Genomic DNA, 18961 nt, shown 5'->3' on the forward strand with positions numbered 1-18961 from the left:
GTGGAACATCACTCCAGCCGGTCTACCTCTAGATTCGGCCGCCATTCGTAGCGCCTCGCAGGCAAGCCGGGCATCGGCGATCATTGAGAAAGCCCAGCCCACCACTCGGCGAGCATACAAGTCGATCACAGCCGCCAAGTACAGCCAACGCTTGCCTACCTGGATGTAGGTGACATCGCCGCACCACACCTGGTTGACCGTCGAGACGTTGAAGTTTCGCTTGAGCTGGTTACTCGCGATCAATGCTTCTGTGCCCGATGATCGGTAACGATGCGGCCTGCGTTGCTTGCATTGCAGACCGGCTTCCTTCATCAGCATACGTACCTTGTATCGCCCGGCTTTATGGCCAGCACGACGCAATTCCCGAACCAGCGTTCGCGACCCAGCAGAGCTACGAGAGGCCTTGAAAAGGCTGGCCATCGTTGAACGCAGATCCTCTCTGACCGGATCCTTTCGTCCCTGGCGTTTTCGCCATGCGTAGAAACTGCTGCGCCGAACTCCAAGGACGCGACAGCAGTCGAAAACACCAAATTGCTCACTCAGTTCGTTGATCAACGAGAACGATCCTTGGAGTCCCGAAGCAGGAGAGCACTGGCCTTTTTTAGGATTTCGATATCCCGGTCCTTTTGCCGGACTAGCGCTTCCAGCTCCTGGATTCGCTGCTGCTCTGGAGTGATGGCCTTGGCGCCGACTGGTGTTTGACCTTCTCGTTCCTGGCGCAGTTGCTCGACCCAGCGACGAAGCGCGGTCCGCCCTAGGCCAAGGCTCTCGCAGACATCAGGGACTGACTCACCATCGTCCAGCACCATCTCGGCAGCTTTGATTTTGAATTCGTTCGAGTAAGATTTTCGCACTGATTTTGCCTCCAATTGGGCGCCATAATAGCGCCCGACGAAGGTGTCCAAAATCATTAGGCCAGTTCAGCTTGCCGGCGATGAGGCCAGTACAGCCAGTACATCAGGTGGCGTCTGGATTGCGACCTCTGCGCGCTCGATCGCTGGCAAGACCAGCTCCCACAAGTCCGGCGTACACAGATCCACTGTGGGAGCTGGCTTGCCGGCGATGAGGCCGGTACAGCCAGCACATCAGGTGTTGTCTGGATTACGACCGCTGCGCGCTCGATCGCTGGCAAGGCCAGCTCCCACAAGTCCGGCGTACACAGATCCACTGTGGGAGCTGGCTTGCCGGCGATGAGGCCAGTACAGCCAGTACATCAGGTGGCGTCTGGATTACGACCGCTGCGCGCTTGATCGCTGGCAAGGCCAGCTCCCACAAGTCCGGCGTACACAGATCCACTGTGGGAGCTGGCTTGCCGGCGATGAGGCCAGTACAGCCAGCACATCAAGTGTTGTCTGGATTACGACCTCTGCGCGCTCGATCGCTGGCAAGACCAGCTCCCACAAGTCCGGCGTACACAGATCCACTGTGGGAGCTGGCTTGCCGGCGATGAGGCCAGTACAGCCAGTACATCAGGTGGCGTCTGGATTACGACCGCTTCGCGCTCGATCGCTGGCAAGGCCAGCTCCCACAAGTCCGGCGTACACAGATCCATTGTAGGAGCGGGCTAGACCCGCGATGAGGCCGGTACAGCCAGCACATCAGGTGGCGTCTGGATTAAAGGCCAGCTCCCACAAAGGCCAGCCATCAAGCCAGTGCGCTGACGAACAGCACATCGTTCTCCAGATGAATATGCTGCAGCAAATCCTCGCGAAATTCCGCCAGCCCACGGTACAGGGTACGCCATGTGTTGCAGGCACCTTCCGGCGCGCTGATGTCGTCGGTCAGCAAGCTCAAACGCTCCAGCGCCTCGCCATGCTGGTCATGCTCCAGGCGCATCACCTGGATCGGCGCCGAAGCCTGGCGACCCATGCCTCGTTGCAGTAAAGGGAACAGCACCTGTTCTTCCTTGAGCATGTGCCCTTCAAGTTCCTGCTGCATGTCCTGCAGGTGATCGGCCAGGCCGTTGGGGCACTGGTCGTGGCCGCCGTGGACCTGCTCCACACGCCGGGCCAGGCGGATCAGTTCCGGCAGTTGCTGGCGGTGGCGGTCGTGGTAGCGCGAGAGGATGTGGGCGATCAGTTCGCTCGGGGACAGTGTCGGGTTCATCAGGGTTCCTGCTCTGGTTGCAAAGGATCCCCAGGGTGATTGCATCGCCCATGCCAGCTTTAATTGCCCGAAATCAAGGGCCATTACTGCGGTTGTGGTGAAATGTACCCGAATACCTCAGGGTAGCGATAACCACAGAGGGTGATGACTACCATGCTGCGTGAAAGCCTGGCCGCCGACCTGATCGTCGAGCTGCCCAATGCTGTGCGCTTGCAACGTCTGGTACAGACGCTGCGCGAATACTTCAACTGCGGCGCCGTCGGCCTGTTGCGTCTGGAGGGCGACAGCCTGCGCCCGCAGGCCTGCGTCGGCCTGGTCCACGAAGCCCTCGGCAGGCGCTTCGTGATCGCCCAGCATCCGCGCCTGGCAGCCATCATGGCCTCGCGCGAGCCGACCTGGTTCGAGCCCGACAGCCGCCTGCCGGACCCCTACGATGGCCTGCTCGACACGGCACTGCACGAACCCCTGGCAGTCCACGACTGCATGGGCGTCAGCCTCTATGTGGAGGGGCAGGTCTGGGGCGCGATCACCCTCGATGCGCTGCAGCCCGGAACCTTCGACAGCGATGCCCGCGATGAGCTCAAGCGCTGCACCCTGCAGATCGAAGCCGCCCTGCGGGTCACGCGTCTGGAGCAGGAAAACCGCAGCCTGCGCCTGTCGCGCAGCGAACCCCAGGACCTGCGCAGGCCCGTTGAAGAGGGTGAGATCCTAGGCCACAGCGCCGTGCTGCAGCAGTTGCTCAGCGAGATTGAAGTACTGGCCGACGCCGAGTTGCCGGTATTGCTGCTGGGCGAGACCGGGGTCGGCAAGGAGCTGTTCGCCCGTCGTCTGCATCGCTTGTCGCGGCGCAGCCACAAGCCGCTGATCCAGGTCAACTGCGCGGCCTTGCCCGAGTCCCTGGCCGAGAGCGAGTTGTTCGGCCATGTCAAAGGCGCATTCTCCGGCGCCAGCAGCGACCGCGCCGGGCGCTTCGATGCAGCCAATGGCGGCACGCTGTTTCTCGATGAAGTCGGCGAGCTGCCGCTGAGCGTTCAGGCCAAGCTGTTGCGCACCCTGCAGAACGGCGAGATCCAGCGCCTGGGCGCCGACAAGCCGCTGCACGTGGATGTGCGCATCATCGCCGCCACCAACCGGCACTTGCCGGACAGCATTCGCGACGGCCTGTTTCGTGCCGACCTGTACCATCGCCTGTCGGTGTACCCGTTGCCGATCCCGCCGCTGCGCGAGCGTGGCAACGATGTGTTGATGATTGCCGGGCAGTTTCTCGAGCTCAACCGTACCCGCCTGGGCTTGCGTGGTTTACGCCTGTCGGCAGCGGCCGAGCGGGCGCTGCTGGCCTACCACTGGCCGGGTAATGTGCGCGAACTCGAGCATGTGATCAGTCGCGCCGCGCTCAAGCAACTGAGCCGTGAGGGCAGCCGCAACCTGATCATCACCCTGGAACCGCAGGTGCTTGACCTGGACAGCGCGCCGACAGTGACGCCGCAGCCGGACCCACAGGCAGAGCCCGGTCTGCCGTTTGCATCCCTGAACGATGCCGTCGACGCCTGCCAGCGCCAGGCCATTGTCCAGGCCCTGCGCCTGAGCGGCGACAACTGGGCCAGCGCCGCGCGCTTGCTGGCGGTCGACCCGAGCAACCTGCACAAACTGGCCAGGCGTTTGCGCCTCAAGTAACGCCGTTAGCGTTGATGGTGATCAAGGTGCGGGCACGGTGGTGCTTACAGACTGCGCACAACTTCACAGGAGATCACCGCCATGCCGCTGTCCCTTGCCCAGATGCGTCGCAACTACACCCTCGGTGGCCTGCAGGAAGCTGAAGCGCCGCTCGACCCGCTGGCCCTGTTCGCGCAGTGGTTGCAGCAGGCGCGCGAAACCGAGCGCGAGCCGGTGGAGGCCAACAGCATGCACCTGGCCACCGTCGACCGCGAGGGCCGGCCGCACTGTCGGGTGCTGTTGCTCAAAGGCTTTGACGAGGGGGGCTTTACCTTTTTTGGCAATTACCAAAGTGCCAAGGGCCAGGAGCTGGCAGCCAACCCCTATGCGGCGATGACCTTCTTCTGGCCAGGGCTGGAGCGCCAGGTACGCATTGAAGGGCCGGTGACGCGGCTTGATCCGCAGCTCAGCGATGCCTACTTCGATTCGCGCCCCGAAGCCAGCCGCCTGGGTGCCTGGGCTTCGCCGCAAAGCCGGCCGCTGGCCGACCGCGGCGAACTGCAGGCCTTGCTGGCGCAGACCATTCGCCGCTTCGTCGAGCAACCGCTGCAGCGCCCCGAACACTGGGGCGGCTATTGCCTGACGCCTGAACGCATGGAGTTCTGGCAGGGCCGTGCCGACCGCCTGCATGACCGTCTCGACTACCGCAGCCGGGGCGGGCAATGGGCGCGCCAGCGCCTGGCACCCTGAACCCGAAGAGATACCTCCAAGGAGGAATAGGTTCGCCCAGGCTTTAGGTTCAGGCTTGGGCCCATCCACATTTCACGGGAAGCCCAGGCCATGGCCCATCTGGCGCAACGCACGTTTGAACCCCTGAACATCGCCGTGCTGACCATCAGCGACACGCGCACCTTCGACACCGACAGCTCCGGGCAGACCCTCATCGATCTGCTGCAGGCGGCTGGGCATGTGCTGGTCGAGCGCGACCTGGTCAAGGACGATATCTACCAGATCCGCGCCACGCTTTCGCGCTGGATCGCCGACCCTAAAGTGCAGGTAGTGCTGACCACCGGCGGCACCGGCTTTACCGCCCGCGACAACACCCCGCAAGCGGTACTGCCATTGCTCGACAAACACGTCGAAGGCTTTGGCGAGTTGTTCCGCCAGGTCTCGCTGGCCGAAATCGGCATGTCCAGCCTGCAGTCCCGTGCGTTGGCGGGCATGAGCAATGGCGTGCTGGTGTGCTGCGTGCCGGGGTCGCCCGGCGCCTGCCGCACCGCCTGGACGCAGATCCTGCATAGCCAGCTCGACAGCCGCACCGGCCCGTGCAATTTCGCCCCGCACCTCAAGGCCCAGGCCGAGCAGGTCATCGAGGCCTGTGGAGCGCGGCCATGAGCGGCCGGGTATGCGACAGCGGCAAGCTGATCCCGGTCGACCAGGCCATCCGCCATTTGCTCGAACAGGCGCCACCGCCGCCCGCCGCACAGATGGTGTTGCTGGACAAAGCCCTGGGCCGGGTGCTGGCGGTTGATATCCATGCCCCGCGCAGCCTGCCGGGCTGGGACAACAGCGCCATGGACGGTTTTGCCTTCAGGGCGGCCGACCTGCCAGCTGCTGGCGGCTGCCTGAACCTGGCCGGGCGCATCGCCGCCGGCCAGCAGGCCAGCACCGCGTTGCAGGCGGGGCAGGCGGTGCGGATCTTCACCGGTGCACCCTTGCCGCCTGGCGCCGACACTGTCGCCCCCCAGGAGCTGTGCCGGGTGGAAGGCGAGCAGGTCTGGCTGCCGGCCGCGAGCCTTGGCGATCACGTGCGCAAGGCCGGCGAGGAGGTGCGCGAGGGCCATCTGTTGCTGCAAGCCGGCAAGCGCCTGCGCGCCCAGGAACTGGGCCTGCTGGCGGCCTCGGGCGTCGCCTGGGTCGAGGTTCATCGGCCCTTGCGCATCGGCCTGCTGAGCAGCGGCGACGAGCTGCGCGAACCCGGCCAACCCCTGGCCCCGGGGCAGATCTACAACAGCAACCGCTATTGCCTGACGGCCTTGTTGCACGGCTGGGGCGTGGAGGTGCATGACTACGGGGTGATGGCCGACGAACTGGCGGCCAGCAAGCACGCGCTGAACCTGGCTGCGGCCGAGTGCGACTTGCTGCTGACCTCCGGTGGTGTTTCGGTGGGTGAGGAAGACCACCTCAAGCAGGCCATCCAGGACCTGGGCAGTGTCGACTTCTGGCGCCTGGCGATCCAGCCGGGCAAGCCCCTGGCCTTTGGCGAGGTGGCGGGCCGGCCGTGGATCGGCATGCCGGGCAACCCGGCATCGGCACTGATCACTGCGCTGGTGGTGGTACGGCCATTCTTGCTGCGCGCCCAGGGCGTGCGCGATGTGCTGCCACGGCCCGTGGCGCTGCCGGCGGGCTTCGACTGGCTGCAACGCAACAAGCGCCGCCAGTACCTGCGGGCGCGCTTGCTGCCCGAGGCCAACGGCCAGTCCAGCGTGCAACTGCACCCGCAGCAAAGCTCGGCGATGCTCAGCGCCGCCTGCTGGGCCGATGGCCTGGCGGTGGTGGAGTGCGAGCAACAGCTGCACAAGCACGACAGCGTGCAGTTCCTGTCATTTGCCGAGCTGATGCAGTGAGCGACCTTGATTGCCGTCAAGGCTCTACTGGGTGCGCTGGCTAGACTGGCAGCGCTTTTTCCAGTGCTCCGGGCCTGCGCGAATGTTTACCGTGCTGGCCAGTGGAGATAGGTTTCTTTGATGAGGAAAACCCATGCAACTGGTCTGCCCGGCAGGCAACCTGCCTGCGCTCAAAGCCGCGGTGCGCCAAGGCGCCGATGCGGTCTACGTCGGCTTTCGCGATGACACCAACGCCCGGCATTTCGCCGGCCTGAACATGGACGACAAGCAGTTCGACGCGGCTGTTGCCCATATCCGCCAACACCAACGCAAGCTCTATGTCGCGGTCAATACCTATCCGCAACCCCAGGGCTGGGAGCGTTGGCAGCGGGCGGTGGACCGCGCCGCCGACCATGGCGTCGACGCGTTGATCGCCGCTGACCCCGGCGTGCTTGGCTACGCGGCCCAGCGCCACCCGCAGTTGAGCCTGCACCTCTCGGTGCAAGGCTCGGCCACCAATGCCAGCGCCCTGGCGTTCTACGTCCAGCACTACAACATCCGCCGCGCCGTGTTGCCGCGGGTGCTGTCGCTGGCCCAGGTGCGCCAGGTGGCGGCCAACAGCACGGTGCCCATCGAGGTCTTCGCCTTCGGCAGCCTGTGCATCATGGCCGAAGGGCGTTGCCATTTGTCGTCGTACATCACCGGCGAGTCGCCGAACCTGTGCGGCGTCTGCTCGCCGGCCAAGGCCGTGCGCTGGAGCGAAGACGCCGAGGGTTTGAGTGCGCGCCTGAGCGAAGTGCTGATCGACCGCTATCAAGCAGATGAACCCGCCGGTTACCCGACCCTGTGCAAGGGCCGTTTTATGGTCGATGGCAAGCGCTTCCACGCCCTGGAAGAGCCCACCAGCCTCGACACCCTCGACCTGCTGCCGGAGCTCGCCGCCATGGGCGTCGAGGCGGTGAAGATCGAGGGCCGCCAGCGCAGCCCGGCCTATGTCGAACAGGTCACCCAGGTCTGGCGCGCCGCGCTCGACGCCCATCGCCTGGCGCCGCAACGCTTCACGGTCAAGGACCAGTGGCGCCAGGTGCTGGCCGGTTTGTCCGAAGGCAGCCAGACCACCCTGGGTGCTTACCATCGATCATGGCAATGAGGGACTGGACATGAAGCTCAGCCTGGGACCCGTCCTGTATTACTGGGACAAGGAACAATTGGGGCGTTTCTACAGCGAAATGTCGGCCTTGCCCTTGGATGTGATTTATCTGGGTGAAACCGTGTGTTCGAAGCGCCGGGCGATGAACCTCGACCACTGGCTTGGCCTGGGCCGCGAGCTGCAGGCCTGTAGCCCGGCGCAGATCGTGCTGTCGGGCCTGACCTTGATCGAGGCCGCGTCCGAGCTCTCCAGCCTGCGCCGTTTGTGCGACAACGGCGAACTGCTGGTGGAAGCCAACGACATGGGCGCGGTGCAGTACCTGGCCGAGCGCAAGCTGCCATTTGTGGCCGGGCCGGCGCTCAACCTGTACAACGGCCACGCCCTGGCCAAGCTGCTCGAGTGCGGGATGATCCGCTGGGTGCCGCCGGTGGAGTGTTCGGCGGCGCTGATCCGCGCGGTGCTCGACCAGGCCGCCGAGCTGGGCTGTGAACTGCCGCAGGTGGAAGTCTTTGCCTATGGGCATCTGCCGCTGGCTTACTCGGCGCGCTGCTTTACCGCGCGGGCAGAAAACCGGCCCAAGGACGATTGCCAGTTCTGCTGCATCAATTACCCCGACGGCCTGGCCCTGAGCAGCCAGGAAGGCCAGGCGCTGTTCACCCTGAACGGCATCCAGACCATGTCGGCCGAGGTCACCAACCTGCTGGCCGACTATCCGGGCCTTGAAGCCTGCGGCGCCGACCTGTTGCGCCTGAGCCCGCGGGCCCAGGGCATGGTCGAGGTGGTTGAGGCTTTTGCCCGGGTGCGCCAGGGCGAGGCGCCGCCGTTGTTTGTCGAGGGTTGCAACGGCTACTGGCACGGCCAGGCGGGCATGTTGCGGGTCGAGGAGGTGGGCCTGTGCTGAACCGCACGCAATGGCTGTTGAAAGGTGCCGACCGGGTCCTGCCGCTGATCCGCCGGGTGCCGTTCGTGATCCAGCGGGTGGCCCTGCAGCAGGCGCTCAACCGCTGCCTGGCCGAGCCTTTGCGCGACGGCGAGTTCGACCTGCTGCGTGGGCGCTGGTTGTGCCTGCGCATCCCCGACCTGGACCTGGCCTGGTACCTGACCCGCAACCGCGATGGCCTGCAGATCGCCGAGCGGGCCAAGGCCGACGTGACCATTCGCGGCAACTGGCGCGAGTTCCTCTTGCTGGCCAGCCGTCAGGAAGACCCGGACACGCTGTTCTTCCGCCGCCGCCTGGTGATCGAGGGCGACACCGAGCTGGGCCTGACCCTGAAGAACCTGATCGACAGCCTCGACCCCGAGGTGTTGCCGGTGTGGTTGTGGCGCAACCTGGAGCGGGCCGGCAAGGGCCTGGCGGCCTGTTGAGGGCAGGGCCGGCTACCCCGGGCTATCCCGAGTAGTCGGCCAGCTCATCGGCGGCGAGGATATGGATGCTGCGCCGCTCCATGGCGATCAGGCCGCGCTCCACCAGGCGATGCAGGGTGCGCGAAAAGGTCTCCGGCTGGATGCCCAGTTTGGAGGCCACCAGGCGCTTGGACACCTGCAGCTCGACCCGGCCACTGTCCGGGTCGCATTCCTGCAGCAGGAAGTTGATCACCCGCCGGCTGGCACTGGCCGAGGTCAGCGTGTCGATGTCCTTGAGGCGCTGGTGCAGGTGGATGCTCATGCTCGCCAGAATGGCCAGGCACACCTGCGGCTGGTCTTCCAGGGCATTACGGTAATGGCCGCCGTCGATGCTGATCAGCACGCAGTCCTTGAGCGCCGTGGCCGTCACCGGGTAGCTGCGCGCCTGGCTGAACAGCAGCGCTTCGGCAAAGGTCTGGCCCGGCTGGATGATCTCCACCAGGTGCTCCTGGCCCTCGGCACTGAGCCGGTACAGCTTGATCTGGCCACTGACCAGCAGGAAAAAACGCTTGGCCGGATCGCCCTGGTGCATGAGCGTGTCATGACAGCTCAGGCGCCGGAGCATGGCCAGGCCGCAGACAGCTTCGAAGACTTTGTCCGGCAGTTGGCTGAACAGGTGGTGGCGACGTAAAACCAGAACGGTAGAAGGGTGGGTCAGCATGGCGTACCTCCGCTGGCGCCTATGGTAAAACCCGCGGCGCCGGCGGCCTATGCCTCTGCCGGTCTACCTCCAAAGGGGCAGTCGGCAAAGGGGGCTCAGGCGCTTTGGCGCAGGTGCTCCATGGCCCACACCGCCGCTTCCACCCGCGAGCGCAGGCCGAGCTTGTGCAGCAGGTTCTTCACATGCACCTTGACCGTACCTTCGGTGATGCCCAGCTTGTGCCCGATGACCTTGTTGCTGTAGCCGCTGGCGATGGTTTTCAGTACCTGGCGCTCGCGTTCGGTCAGTTCTACTTCCGGCTGGCGCGGTGGTGAGCGCAGGGCCTGGGCCATGACGCGGGTCAGGCCGGGGCTGATCACCAGGGCGCCGTTCATGGCGTCGCGGATGTACTGGATCAGCAGCTCCGGTTCCATGTCCTTGAGCAGGTAGCCGTCGGCGTCCAGGCGCAGGGCATCGCGAATGTCGTCTTCGGCATCGGACACGGTGAACAGCAGCACCTTGCCGGCAAAGCCCTGGCTGCGCAGGTGGCGCAGGGTTTCGATGCCGTTCATCTGCGGCATGTTGTTATCGAGCAGGACCAGGTCCGGTTGCAGTGTCGGGATCAGGGCCAGGGCTTCTTCGCCGTGGCTGGCTTCGCCGACGATTTCGAAGTCGTCTTCCAGTTCGAGCATCTGGCGAATGCCGCGGCGCATCATCGGGTGGTCGTCGACCAGTAATATCCGGTAGCGCGGGGAGGGGGTCATACAGGGTTACCTTCTGTCAGGTGCCCGAGAAACTCCGGGCGAAATTCCATCTGGACCCGGGTGCCTTGCGGCTCCCGGCCAACAATCTGCAACTGGCCGCGCAGGCTGCGGGCGCGTTCGTCCATGATGTTCAGGCCGTGGTGTTCGCGCAGGTCATGGGTACCGCTGAAGCCGCGGCCATCGTCCTCGATCGACAGGCAGACGTTCTCGCCATGCTGGCGCAACTGCAGCCAGGCGTTCTGCGCGTGGGCGTGGCGCAGGCAGTTGGACAGCGCCTCGCGGGTGATCTGCAGGATGTGGATCTGCTCGCTGGCCGACAGTTCGAAGGCCAGGCTGTCGACATGCAGGTGCACCTGGAATTCGCCCCGGCGGGAGAACTCCTCGGCGGTGTCCTTGAGCTCCTGCACCAGCCCGGCATCGTGGATCTGCAGGCGAAAGGTGGTGAGCAGTTCGCGCAACTGGCGGTAAGCGTTGTTCAAGCCTTCGCGCAGCTCGGCGGTGACGTTCTCCAGGGTCGCCACCGGCTCGCCACGGCGCATCAGCGTTTGCATGCGGCTGACTTGCAGCTTCATGTACGACAGCGCCTGGGCCAGGGAGTCGTGCAGCTCGCGGGCGATGATTGCGCGCTCTTCGAGCAGCACCAGGCGGTGGTCCTGTTCGCGCTGGCGTTTGAGCGACAGCGAGGTGCCGATCAGGTTGGCCAGGGCCTGGATCAGTTCGGTCTCCCAGGCTTGCGGCTCGTGGCCGTCGATAAAGTGCGCCTTCAGCTCGCCTAGGGTGCTGCCCTGGTTGCTGATGCTGAAGGTGTGGCGGTTGGTGCGCTGGTGCCGTTGGCAACTGGCGCAATCGCTGCTGGCGCAGATCTTGCGGCTGTCGGCGCCATGCAGGGCCAGCAGTTGCTGGGCCGGGGCCTGCAACTGGCCTTGCAGGCACAGCGACAGGCGCAGGCCCGGCAAGCGCTGCTGGAAGCGGCGGATCAGCTCATCGAGGCCCTCGGCGTTGGCCAGCCGCGTGGCCAGGCTGCGGCTGCTTTGGTACAGCAGCTCCAGGGCGGCGTTGGCCTGCTGCAGGTTGAGGGTTTTATGCTGCACCTGGGTTTCCAGGGTGCGGTGGGATTGTTCGATGGTTTCGGCCATGGCGTTGAAGCTGGTGGCCAGCTCGCCGAGCTCGTCTTCGGACTGGTGATTGACCCGTGCCTGGAACTCGCCGCGGCGAAAGCGCTGGGTGGCATCCACCAGTTCCTTCAACGGCGTGATCACGTTGTATTGCAATTCATACAGGCCGAACAGCAGGACGATCATGGTGGTGAACAGCGCCGCACCCTGGATCACTTGCTGCCAGCCCTGTTTATGTTCGCTCTGGCGTTGCAGCAGGCTGACGAACTGGTTGAGCTGGTTGACGAAGGGCAGGGTGCTGGCCTGAAAGCCGGCGGCGTCGCCACGCTGCAAGGCGGGCAGCAAGGTTTGCTGCCAGTAGTCCTGCAATTGCTGGTAACTGGCCTGCAGCTCGAGGTTCTTGCCGTCTTCGAGCACCGCTTCCAGTGCCGGGCTGTTGAGCCGCTGCTGCAGGCTGTCGCGGATGCGCTCGAGCTCGACGGGTTCGGCCCCGGCGGCCAGCTTCCAGCTCAGGTGGTAGGTCTCCATGCGCACGGAACCGGCGGTGTTGATCGCCGCCGCATCGCCCTGGCTGAACCAGGCGATCAACCCGGCGCTGAGCGAACTGGCCAGGGCCAGCACGGCGATCAGGATCACCGCCAGGCCTGCGCGCGCGGGCAGCGAACTGCGCAGCCAGCCGATCATGGACGGCAGCCGGGGGCAAAAAGGGGAAAACGGCACATGGAGCACTCCAAGGTGTTGCAGCTGATCGTTTCGCAGCCTGTCCCTGGCGCTCTACCTCTAAAGAGTTTGCAACTGCCAGTTTTACCGCCAAACCAGGTGGAAAACTGACAACACCCTGATAAACAAAGGGTTTAGAGGTTTTTCGGCTCTACCTCGTTGGAGGTAGGCAGTGCAAGCATAGGCCTATGAGCGCCAGGGCTTCTTTGATCGGCGTCAAGTTTTATCGGGGTTTGCCTCTCTAGTCTGCGGGCCATGGCTACCTGACTGGAGACCCGAGATGACTCAACCGCGAATACGCCAAGGCCTGGTGCTGGGCATGAGTACGCTGGCCTTCACCGTCTGCTTCATGGTCTGGATGATGTTTGCCGTGCTAGGCGTACCGATCAAGGACCTGCTCCAGCTCAACGAAACCCAGTTCGGCCTGCTGGCCGCCACCCCGGTGCTGACCGGCTCGCTGGTGCGCCTGCCGCTGGGCATGCTCACCGACCGCTTCGGCGGGCGCAGCGTGTTCTTCCTGCTGATGCTGGCCTGCGTGCTGCCGCTGTACCTGATCAGCCACGCCACGGCTTACTGGCAGTTCCTGGTGCTGGGCTTGTTCGTCGGCCTTGCCGGCGGCTCGTTCTCGGTGGGCATTGCCTACGTTGCCAAGTGGTTCGAACAAGACAACCAGGGCCTGGCCATGGGCATCTTCGGCGCCGGCAACGCCGGGGCGGCGGTGACCAAGTTCCTCGCCCCGGCGCTGATTGCCGCCGGCAGCTGGCAGTTGGTACCGAAAGTGTTCAGCGCCATCCTGTTCATCACCGCCGTGCTGTTCTGGTTTCTCAGCGCCGAAAACAAGGCCCATCGCAGTGCCAGCGGCGCGAGCCTGAGCGAACAGCTCAAGGCCCTGGCCGAACCTGCGGTGTGGCGCTACTGCCAGTACTACTCGATCGTCTTCGGCGGCTACGTGGCCCTGGCGCTGTGGATGACCAAGTACTACGTCCAGGAATATGGCTTCAGCCTGCAAAGCGCAGCGCTGCTGGCCGCCTGCTTCTCGTTGCCGGGCGGCGTGCTGCGCGCGGTCGGCGGCTGGATGTCGGACCGCTGGGGCGCGCAGAGCGTGACCTGGTGGGTGCTGTGGGTGAGCTGGATCTGCCTGTTCCTGCTGTCGTACCCGCAAACCCAGCTGCAGGTGCAGACCATCAACGGCCCGCTGGACTTTCACATTGGCCTGAACCCGGCGCTGTTTACCGTGCTGCTGTTCGTCATGGGCATCGCCTTCGCCTTCGGCAAGGCCTCGGTGTTCAAGTACATCGCCAACGACTACCCGCAGAACATGGGCGCAGTGTCCGGCATCGTCGGCCTGGCCGGTGGCCTGGGCGGCTTCATCCTGCCGATCCTGTTCGGCGCGCTGGTCGACCTCACCGGCGTGCGTTCCTCCTGCTTCATGTTGATGTACGGCGTGGTCTGGGTGTCGCTCACCTGGATGTACTTCAGCGAAATCCGCAAGCGCCCGCTGCTGGGCAAACAGCCTCCAGCGGCCGCCTCCCCGTTTTCCAGCATTGCCCAAGGAGAAGACCATGTCGGTTCTTAACACGCCTGACAAAGGCCCGGTGATTCACGACTGGCGCCCGGAAGATCCCGCGTTCTGGGGCCGTAGCGGCAAGAAGACCGCCACCCGCAACCTGTGGATCTCGATTCCCGCACTGCTGCTGGCCTTTGCCGTGTGGATGGTGTGGAGCACGGTGATCGTGCGCCTGAACGCCATCGGCTTTACTTTCAGCACCGACCAGCTGTTCTGGCTGGCGGCCTTGCCGGGGCTCTCGGGGGCGACCTTCCGGGTGTTCTATTCGTTCATGGTGCCGATCTTCGGCGGTCGGCGCTGGACCGCCCTGAGCACCGCCTCGCTGCTGGCGCCATCGCTGTGGATGGGCTTTGCCGTGCAAGACCCGAGCACGCCCTACAGCGTGTTCGTGATGATTGCGCTGCTGTGCGGCTTTGGCGGCGGCAACTTCGCCTCGAGCATGTCCAACATCAGTTTCTTCTACCCCAAGTCGCAGCAGGGCACGGCCCTGGGCCTGAATGCCGGCCTGGGTAACCTCGGCGTCTCGGTCATGCAGTTCTGCGTACCGCTGGTGATTACCTTCGGCCTGTTCGGCGTGCTCGGTGGCCAGCCGCAGGTGCTGGCCGATGGCGGTCAGCTGTGGCTGCAGAACGCCGGTTTCATCTGGGTGCCGTTCATCATCATCGTCACCTTGCTGGCCTGGTTCGGCATGAATGACCTGTCCAGCGCCAAGGCCTCGTTCAGCGAGCAGGCGGTGATCTTCAAGCGCAAGCACAACTGGCTGATGTGCTGGTTGTACCTGGCCACCTTCGGCTCGTTCATCGGCTTCTCGGCCGCCTTTCCGCTGCTGATCAAGACCGCCTTCCCGCAGGTCAACGCCCTGACGTTCGCCTTCCTCGGCCCGCTGGTCGGCGCCCTGGTACGGCCGCTGGGTGGCTGGCTGGCGGACAAGCTCGGCGGCGCACGGGTGACCCTGTGGAACTTCGTGCTGATGATCGTCATGGTCTTCGGCGTGCTGGCGTTCATCCCCCAGCAGGGCGAGAGCGGCAACTTCTACGGCTTCCTCGGCATGTTCATGCTGCTGTTCATCACCACCGGCATCGGCAACGGTTCGACCTTCCGCATGATCCCGGTGATCTTCCGCACCCTGCACGAACAGGCTGCCAGCGGCAAAGGCGCCGCCGCCCGCGAACAGGCGCTGAAAAACGCCGGCAAGGAATCGGCCGCGGTACTCGGCTTCAGTTCGGCCATGGGTGCCTTCGGCGCGTTCTTCATTCCCAAGACCTTCGGCACTTCCATGGCCCTGACCGGTAGCCCGCAGATGGCCTTCTACATGTTCGTCGGTTTTTACCTGAGCTGCATCGTCGTGACCTGGTGGTGGTACGCGCGCAAAGGCGCCGCGACGCCCTGCTGACAGAACCCCGAATTCACACCTTGCACGGGCGGGGCACAGAACCCCGCAGCAGCAAGCCTGAGAGGAAAGCACCATGAGTCATCTACTGGATCAACTGCGGTTCTTCAATCGCAAGCAAGGCGAGTTTGCCGACGGTCATGGCGAGACCCGCAAAGAGTCGCGCGACTGGGAGAACGTCTACCGTTCGCGCTGGCAGTACGACAAGATCGTGCGCTCCACCCACGGGGTCAACTGCACCGGCTCCTGCTCGTGGAAGATCTACGTGAAGAACGGCCTGATTACCTGGGAAACCCAGCAGACCGACTACCCGCGTACCCGCAACGACCTGCCCAACCACGAGCCGCGCGGCTGCCCGCGGGGTGCCAGCTACAGCTGGTACATCTACAGCGCCAACCGCCTGAAGTACCCGAAGATCCGCAAGCCGCTGCTCAAGCTGTGGCGCGAGGCGCGCCAGAGCCTGGCGCCGGTCGAAGCCTGGGCGAGCATTGTCGAGAACAAGGCCAAGGCCGACAGCTACAAGAGCAAGCGCGGCATGGGCGGCTTCATTCGCTCCAGCTGGGATGAAGTCACCGAGATCATCGCTGCCGCCAACGTCTACACCATCAAGCAGTACGGCCCCGACCGGGTGGTGGGCTTCTCGCCGATCCCGGCGATGTCGATGGTCAGCTACGCCGCCGGTGCCCGTTACCTGTCGCTGCTGGGCGGCACCTGCCTGAGCTTCTACGACTGGTACTGCGACCTGCCGCCGGCCTCGCCAATGGTCTGGGGCGAGCAGACCGACGTGCCGGAGTCGGCCGACTGGTACAACTCCAACTACATCATCGCCTGGGGCTCGAACGTTCCGCAGACCCGTACCCCCGACGCGCATTTTTTCACCGAGGTGCGCTACAAGGGCACCAAGACCGTGGCCATCACCCCCGACTATTCGGAAGTGGCCAAGCTCACCGACCTCTGGCTCAACCCCAAGCAGGGCACCGACGCCGCCCTGGCCCAGGCCTTCAACCATGTGATCTTCAAAGAGTTTCACCTGGACCAGCCAAGCGCCTATTTCACCGATTACGCCAAGCGCTACACCGACCTGCCGGTACTGGTGCTGCTCAAGCCGATGCTCGGTACCGCGCCGGGCAACGGTTATCAGCCGGACCGCTTCCTGCGTGCCTCTGACCTGGCCGACAACCTTGGCCAGGACAACAACCCGGAATGGAAAACCATCGCCGTCAATGCCGACGGCGAGCTGGTCTCGCCCCAGGGCTCGATCGGCTACCGCTGGGGCGAGCAGGGCAAGTGGAACATCCTGGCCCGTGAGGGTGGCGAAGGCCGCGAGATCGACCTGACCCTGAGCCTGATGGGTGGCGATGTTGCCGAAGTGGCCTTCCCGTACTTTGCCGGCGAAAGCCACGAGCACTTCCAGCATGTCGCCGGTGACGCCGTGCAGTACCGCCGCGTACCGGTGCGCAGCCTGACCCTGGCCGACGGCAGCCAGGCCAAGGTGGCCACGGTGTTCGACCTGTCGGCGGCCAACCTGGCCATCGACCGTGGCCTGGGCGGCGCCAACGTGGCCCGCGACTACGATGACGCCAGCGTGCCCGGCACGCCGGCCTGGCAGGAGCAGATCACCGGCGTCAGCCGCGAGAAAGCCATCCAGATCGCCCGCGAGTTCGCCGACAACGCCGACAAGACCCGTGGCCGCTCGATGATCATCGTCGGCGCGGCGATGAACCACTGGTACCACATGGACATGAACTACCGCGGGCTGATCAACATGCTCATGCTCTGCGGTTGTGTCGGCCAGACCGGTGGCGGCTGGGCCCACTACGTCGGCCAGGAGAAACTGCGCCCGCAGTGCGGCTGGCTGCCCCTGGCCTTCGGCCTGGACTGGAGCCGGCCGCCACGGCAGATGAACGGCACCAGCTTCTTCTACGCCCACAGCTCGCAATGGCGCCACGAGAAGATGAGCATGCACGACGTGCTCTCGCCGCTGGCCGACAAGCGCGAGTTCCCCGAACACGCCCTGGACTACAACATCCGCGCCGAACGCGCCGGCTGGCTGCCCAGCGCGCCGCAGCTCAACACCAACCCGCTGCACATCTGCCGCGACGCCGCCGCTGCCGGCATGGCGCCCAAGGACTACGTGGTCAAGGGCCTGCACGAAGGCAGCCTGCGCTTTGCCTGCGAGCAGCCGGACAACCCGGTCAACTTCCCGCGCAACATGTTCATCTGGCGTTCCAACCTGCTGGGCTCGTCGGGCAAGGGCCACGAGTACATGCTCAAGTACCTGCTGGGCACCCGCAACGGCGTGATGAACGAAGACATCGGCCAGGTCGGCGACTGCAAGCCGCAAGAGGCCGAATGGGTCGACGAGGGCGCCATCGGCAAGCTCGACCTGGTCACCACCCTGGATTTCCGCATGTCTTCGACCTGCGTGTACTCCGACATCGTCCTGCCGACCGCAACCTGGTACGAGAAGGACGACATGAACACTTCGGACATGCACCCGTTCATCCACCCGCTGTCGGCAGCAATTGATCCGGCCTGGGAATCGCGTTCGGACTGGGAGATCTACAAGGGCATCGCCAAGGCCTTCTCGGCCATGGCCGAAGGGCACCTGGGCATCGAGCAGGACCTGGTCACCGTGCCGCTGATGCATGACAGCGTCGGCGAACTGGCCCAGCCGTTTGGCGGCACCGACTGGAAAACCGCCGGTGTCGCCCCGCAGCCGGGCAAGAACGCGCCGAACCTGCAGGTGGTCGAGCGTGATTACCCGAACATCTACAAGCAGTTCACCTCGCTGGGCCCGCTGCTGGAAAAACTCGGCAACGGCGGCAAGGGCATCAACTGGAACACCGATGAGGAAGTGAAATTCCTCGGTGAGCTGAACTACCGCGAAGTCGAGGCGGGCATCAGCCAGGGCCGGCCGAAAATCGACACCGCCATCGACGCCGCCGAGGTGATCCTCTCGCTGGCGCCGGAAACCAACGGCCATGTCGCAGTCAAGGCCTGGGCGGCACTGTCGCAGTTCACCGGCATCGACCACAGCCACCTGGCGCTGTCCAAGGCCCACGAAGCGATCCGCTTTCGCGATATCCAGGCGCAGCCGCGCAAGATCATCTCCAGCCCGACCTGGTCGGGGCTCGAGGATGATCATGTCAGCTACAACGCCGGCTACACCAACGTTCACGAGAACATCCCGTGGCGGACCATCACCGGCCGCCAGCAGTTCTACCAGGATCACCCGTGGATGCAGGCGTTCGGCGAGCAGTTGATGAGCTACCGGCCACCGGTCAACACCCGCACCATCGCCGGGGTGAAAGGCAAGCGCAGCAACGGCGAGACCGAGATCGTTCTCAACTGGATCACCCCGCACCAGAAGTGGGGCATCCACAGCACCTACAGCGACAACCTGCTGATGCTCACCCTCAGCCGTGGCGGGCCGATCGTCTGGCTCTCGGAAATCGACGCGAAGAAGGCCGGCATCGAGGACAACGACTGGATCGAGTGCTTCAACGCCAACGGCGCGCTGACCGCGCGGGCGGTGGTCAGCCAGCGGGTCAAGGAGGGCATGGTGATGATGTACCACGCCCAGGAACGGATCGTGAACGTGCCGGGCGCGGAGACCACCAAGACCCGCGGCGGCCACCACAACTCGGTCACCCGCGTGGTGCTCAAGCCGACCCACATGATCGGCGGTTATGCCCAACAGGCCTATGGCTTCAACTATTACGGCACGGTCGGCTGCAACCGCGACGAATTCGTCGTGGTGCGCAAGATGGCCAAGGTCGACTGGCTCGACGGTTCGCGCGGCGATGAGCTGCCAGGTCCGCTGCCGACCGAGATGGAATAAGG

15 protein-coding genes and 1 pseudogene are annotated in these 18961 nt (G+C 64.6%); 10 read left to right on the forward strand and 6 right to left on the reverse strand.

Annotated elements, in window-relative coordinates; translation table 11 throughout:
- From CCOS864_RS28225 to CCOS864_RS11225, 3 genes and pseudogenes are all read right to left on the reverse strand, one after another.
- Positions 1-555: IS3 family transposase (locus CCOS864_RS28225; RefSeq protein WP_167458880.1), on the reverse strand; the 555-nt coding region annotated here is incomplete at its 3' end.
- Positions 552-911: a transposase gene (locus CCOS864_RS11220; protein WP_010226374.1), complete on the reverse strand. Its 360-nt coding sequence runs from the start codon at positions 909-911 to the stop codon at positions 552-554. The genes CCOS864_RS11220 and CCOS864_RS28225, both read right to left, overlap by 4 nt.
- Positions 912-1644: 733 nt before the next feature.
- Positions 1645-2079: pseudogene (locus CCOS864_RS11225) on the reverse strand (hemerythrin domain-containing protein); the annotation flags it as partial.
- Between the two features lie 180 nt (positions 2080-2259).
- On the opposite strand from CCOS864_RS11225, the gene norR reads away from it, so the two are divergent.
- The 7 genes from norR (at position 2260) to ubiT (ending at position 8880) form a co-directional block, all read left to right on the forward strand.
- Positions 2260-3780 (forward strand): nitric oxide reductase transcriptional regulator NorR, encoded by a 1521-nt coding sequence (gene norR, locus CCOS864_RS11230; RefSeq protein ID WP_115087095.1) that lies wholly within the window; start codon positions 2260-2262, stop codon positions 3778-3780.
- A gap of 81 nt (positions 3781-3861) precedes the next feature.
- On the forward strand, positions 3862-4509 hold the full coding sequence (gene pdxH / locus CCOS864_RS11235; RefSeq protein WP_115086367.1) for a pyridoxamine 5'-phosphate oxidase: 648 nt from the start codon (positions 3862-3864) through the stop codon (positions 4507-4509).
- 90 nt (positions 4510-4599) lie between these two features.
- Complete coding sequence (moaB, locus tag CCOS864_RS11240; protein ID WP_115086368.1) at positions 4600-5154, forward strand: molybdenum cofactor biosynthesis protein B; 555 nt, start codon at positions 4600-4602, stop codon at positions 5152-5154.
- Positions 5151-6386 carry a molybdopterin molybdotransferase MoeA gene (locus CCOS864_RS11245; protein ID WP_115086369.1) on the forward strand — a complete coding sequence of 412 codons (1236 nt, stop codon included), beginning with the start codon at positions 5151-5153 and terminating at the stop codon, positions 6384-6386. Before moaB ends, CCOS864_RS11245 begins: the two co-directional genes overlap by 4 nt.
- A gap of 133 nt (positions 6387-6519) precedes the next feature.
- A complete protein-coding gene (gene ubiU / locus CCOS864_RS11250; RefSeq protein WP_115086370.1) occupies positions 6520-7515 on the forward strand; it encodes a ubiquinone anaerobic biosynthesis protein UbiU in 996 nt (331 codons plus the stop codon).
- 10 nt (positions 7516-7525) lie between these two features.
- Positions 7526-8416 carry a U32 family peptidase gene (locus tag CCOS864_RS11255; protein ID WP_115086371.1) on the forward strand — a complete coding sequence of 297 codons (891 nt, stop codon included), beginning with the start codon at positions 7526-7528 and terminating at the stop codon, positions 8414-8416.
- A complete protein-coding gene (ubiT, locus tag CCOS864_RS11260; RefSeq protein ID WP_115086372.1) occupies positions 8410-8880 on the forward strand; it encodes a ubiquinone anaerobic biosynthesis accessory factor UbiT in 471 nt (156 codons plus the stop codon). The genes CCOS864_RS11255 and ubiT overlap by 7 nt, the downstream gene beginning before the upstream one ends.
- Before the next feature lie 22 nt (positions 8881-8902).
- On the opposite strand, the gene CCOS864_RS11265 is transcribed toward ubiT, so the two are convergent.
- From CCOS864_RS11265 to CCOS864_RS11275, 3 genes are all read right to left on the reverse strand, one after another.
- Entirely contained in the window at positions 8903-9580 is a 678-nt protein-coding gene (locus tag CCOS864_RS11265; protein WP_115086373.1) for a Crp/Fnr family transcriptional regulator, read from the reverse strand.
- A gap of 95 nt (positions 9581-9675) precedes the next feature.
- Positions 9676-10323: a two-component system response regulator NarL gene (narL, locus tag CCOS864_RS11270; protein ID WP_115086374.1), complete on the reverse strand. Its 648-nt coding sequence runs from the start codon at positions 10321-10323 to the stop codon at positions 9676-9678.
- The gene (locus CCOS864_RS11275) at positions 10320-12122 is read right to left on the reverse strand and encodes a HAMP domain-containing protein (protein WP_115086375.1); all 1803 of its coding nucleotides are present in this window, start codon (positions 12120-12122) and stop codon (positions 10320-10322) included. Before CCOS864_RS11275 ends, narL begins: the two co-directional genes overlap by 4 nt.
- Before the next feature lie 316 nt (positions 12123-12438).
- Here CCOS864_RS11275 and CCOS864_RS11280 point away from each other — a divergent pair, with 316 nt between their 5' ends.
- The 3 genes from CCOS864_RS11280 to CCOS864_RS11290 all read left to right on the forward strand — a co-directional run bounded on the left by CCOS864_RS11280 (position 12439) and on the right by CCOS864_RS11290 (position 18959).
- Positions 12439-13734: an MFS transporter gene (locus tag CCOS864_RS11280; RefSeq protein WP_115086376.1), complete on the forward strand. Its 1296-nt coding sequence runs from the start codon at positions 12439-12441 to the stop codon at positions 13732-13734.
- On the forward strand, positions 13721-15118 hold the full coding sequence (locus CCOS864_RS11285) for a NarK family nitrate/nitrite MFS transporter (RefSeq protein ID WP_115086377.1): 1398 nt from the start codon (positions 13721-13723) through the stop codon (positions 15116-15118). The genes CCOS864_RS11280 and CCOS864_RS11285 overlap by 14 nt, the downstream gene beginning before the upstream one ends.
- Positions 15119-15191: 73 nt before the next feature.
- Entirely contained in the window at positions 15192-18959 is a 3768-nt protein-coding gene (locus CCOS864_RS11290) for a nitrate reductase subunit alpha (RefSeq protein ID WP_115086378.1), read from the forward strand.
- Positions 18960-18961: the final 2 nt, after the last annotated feature.

The organism is Pseudomonas wadenswilerensis, from assembly GCF_900497695.1.
In the GTDB taxonomy this organism is placed as follows: domain Bacteria; phylum Pseudomonadota; class Gammaproteobacteria; order Pseudomonadales; family Pseudomonadaceae; genus Aquipseudomonas; species Aquipseudomonas wadenswilerensis.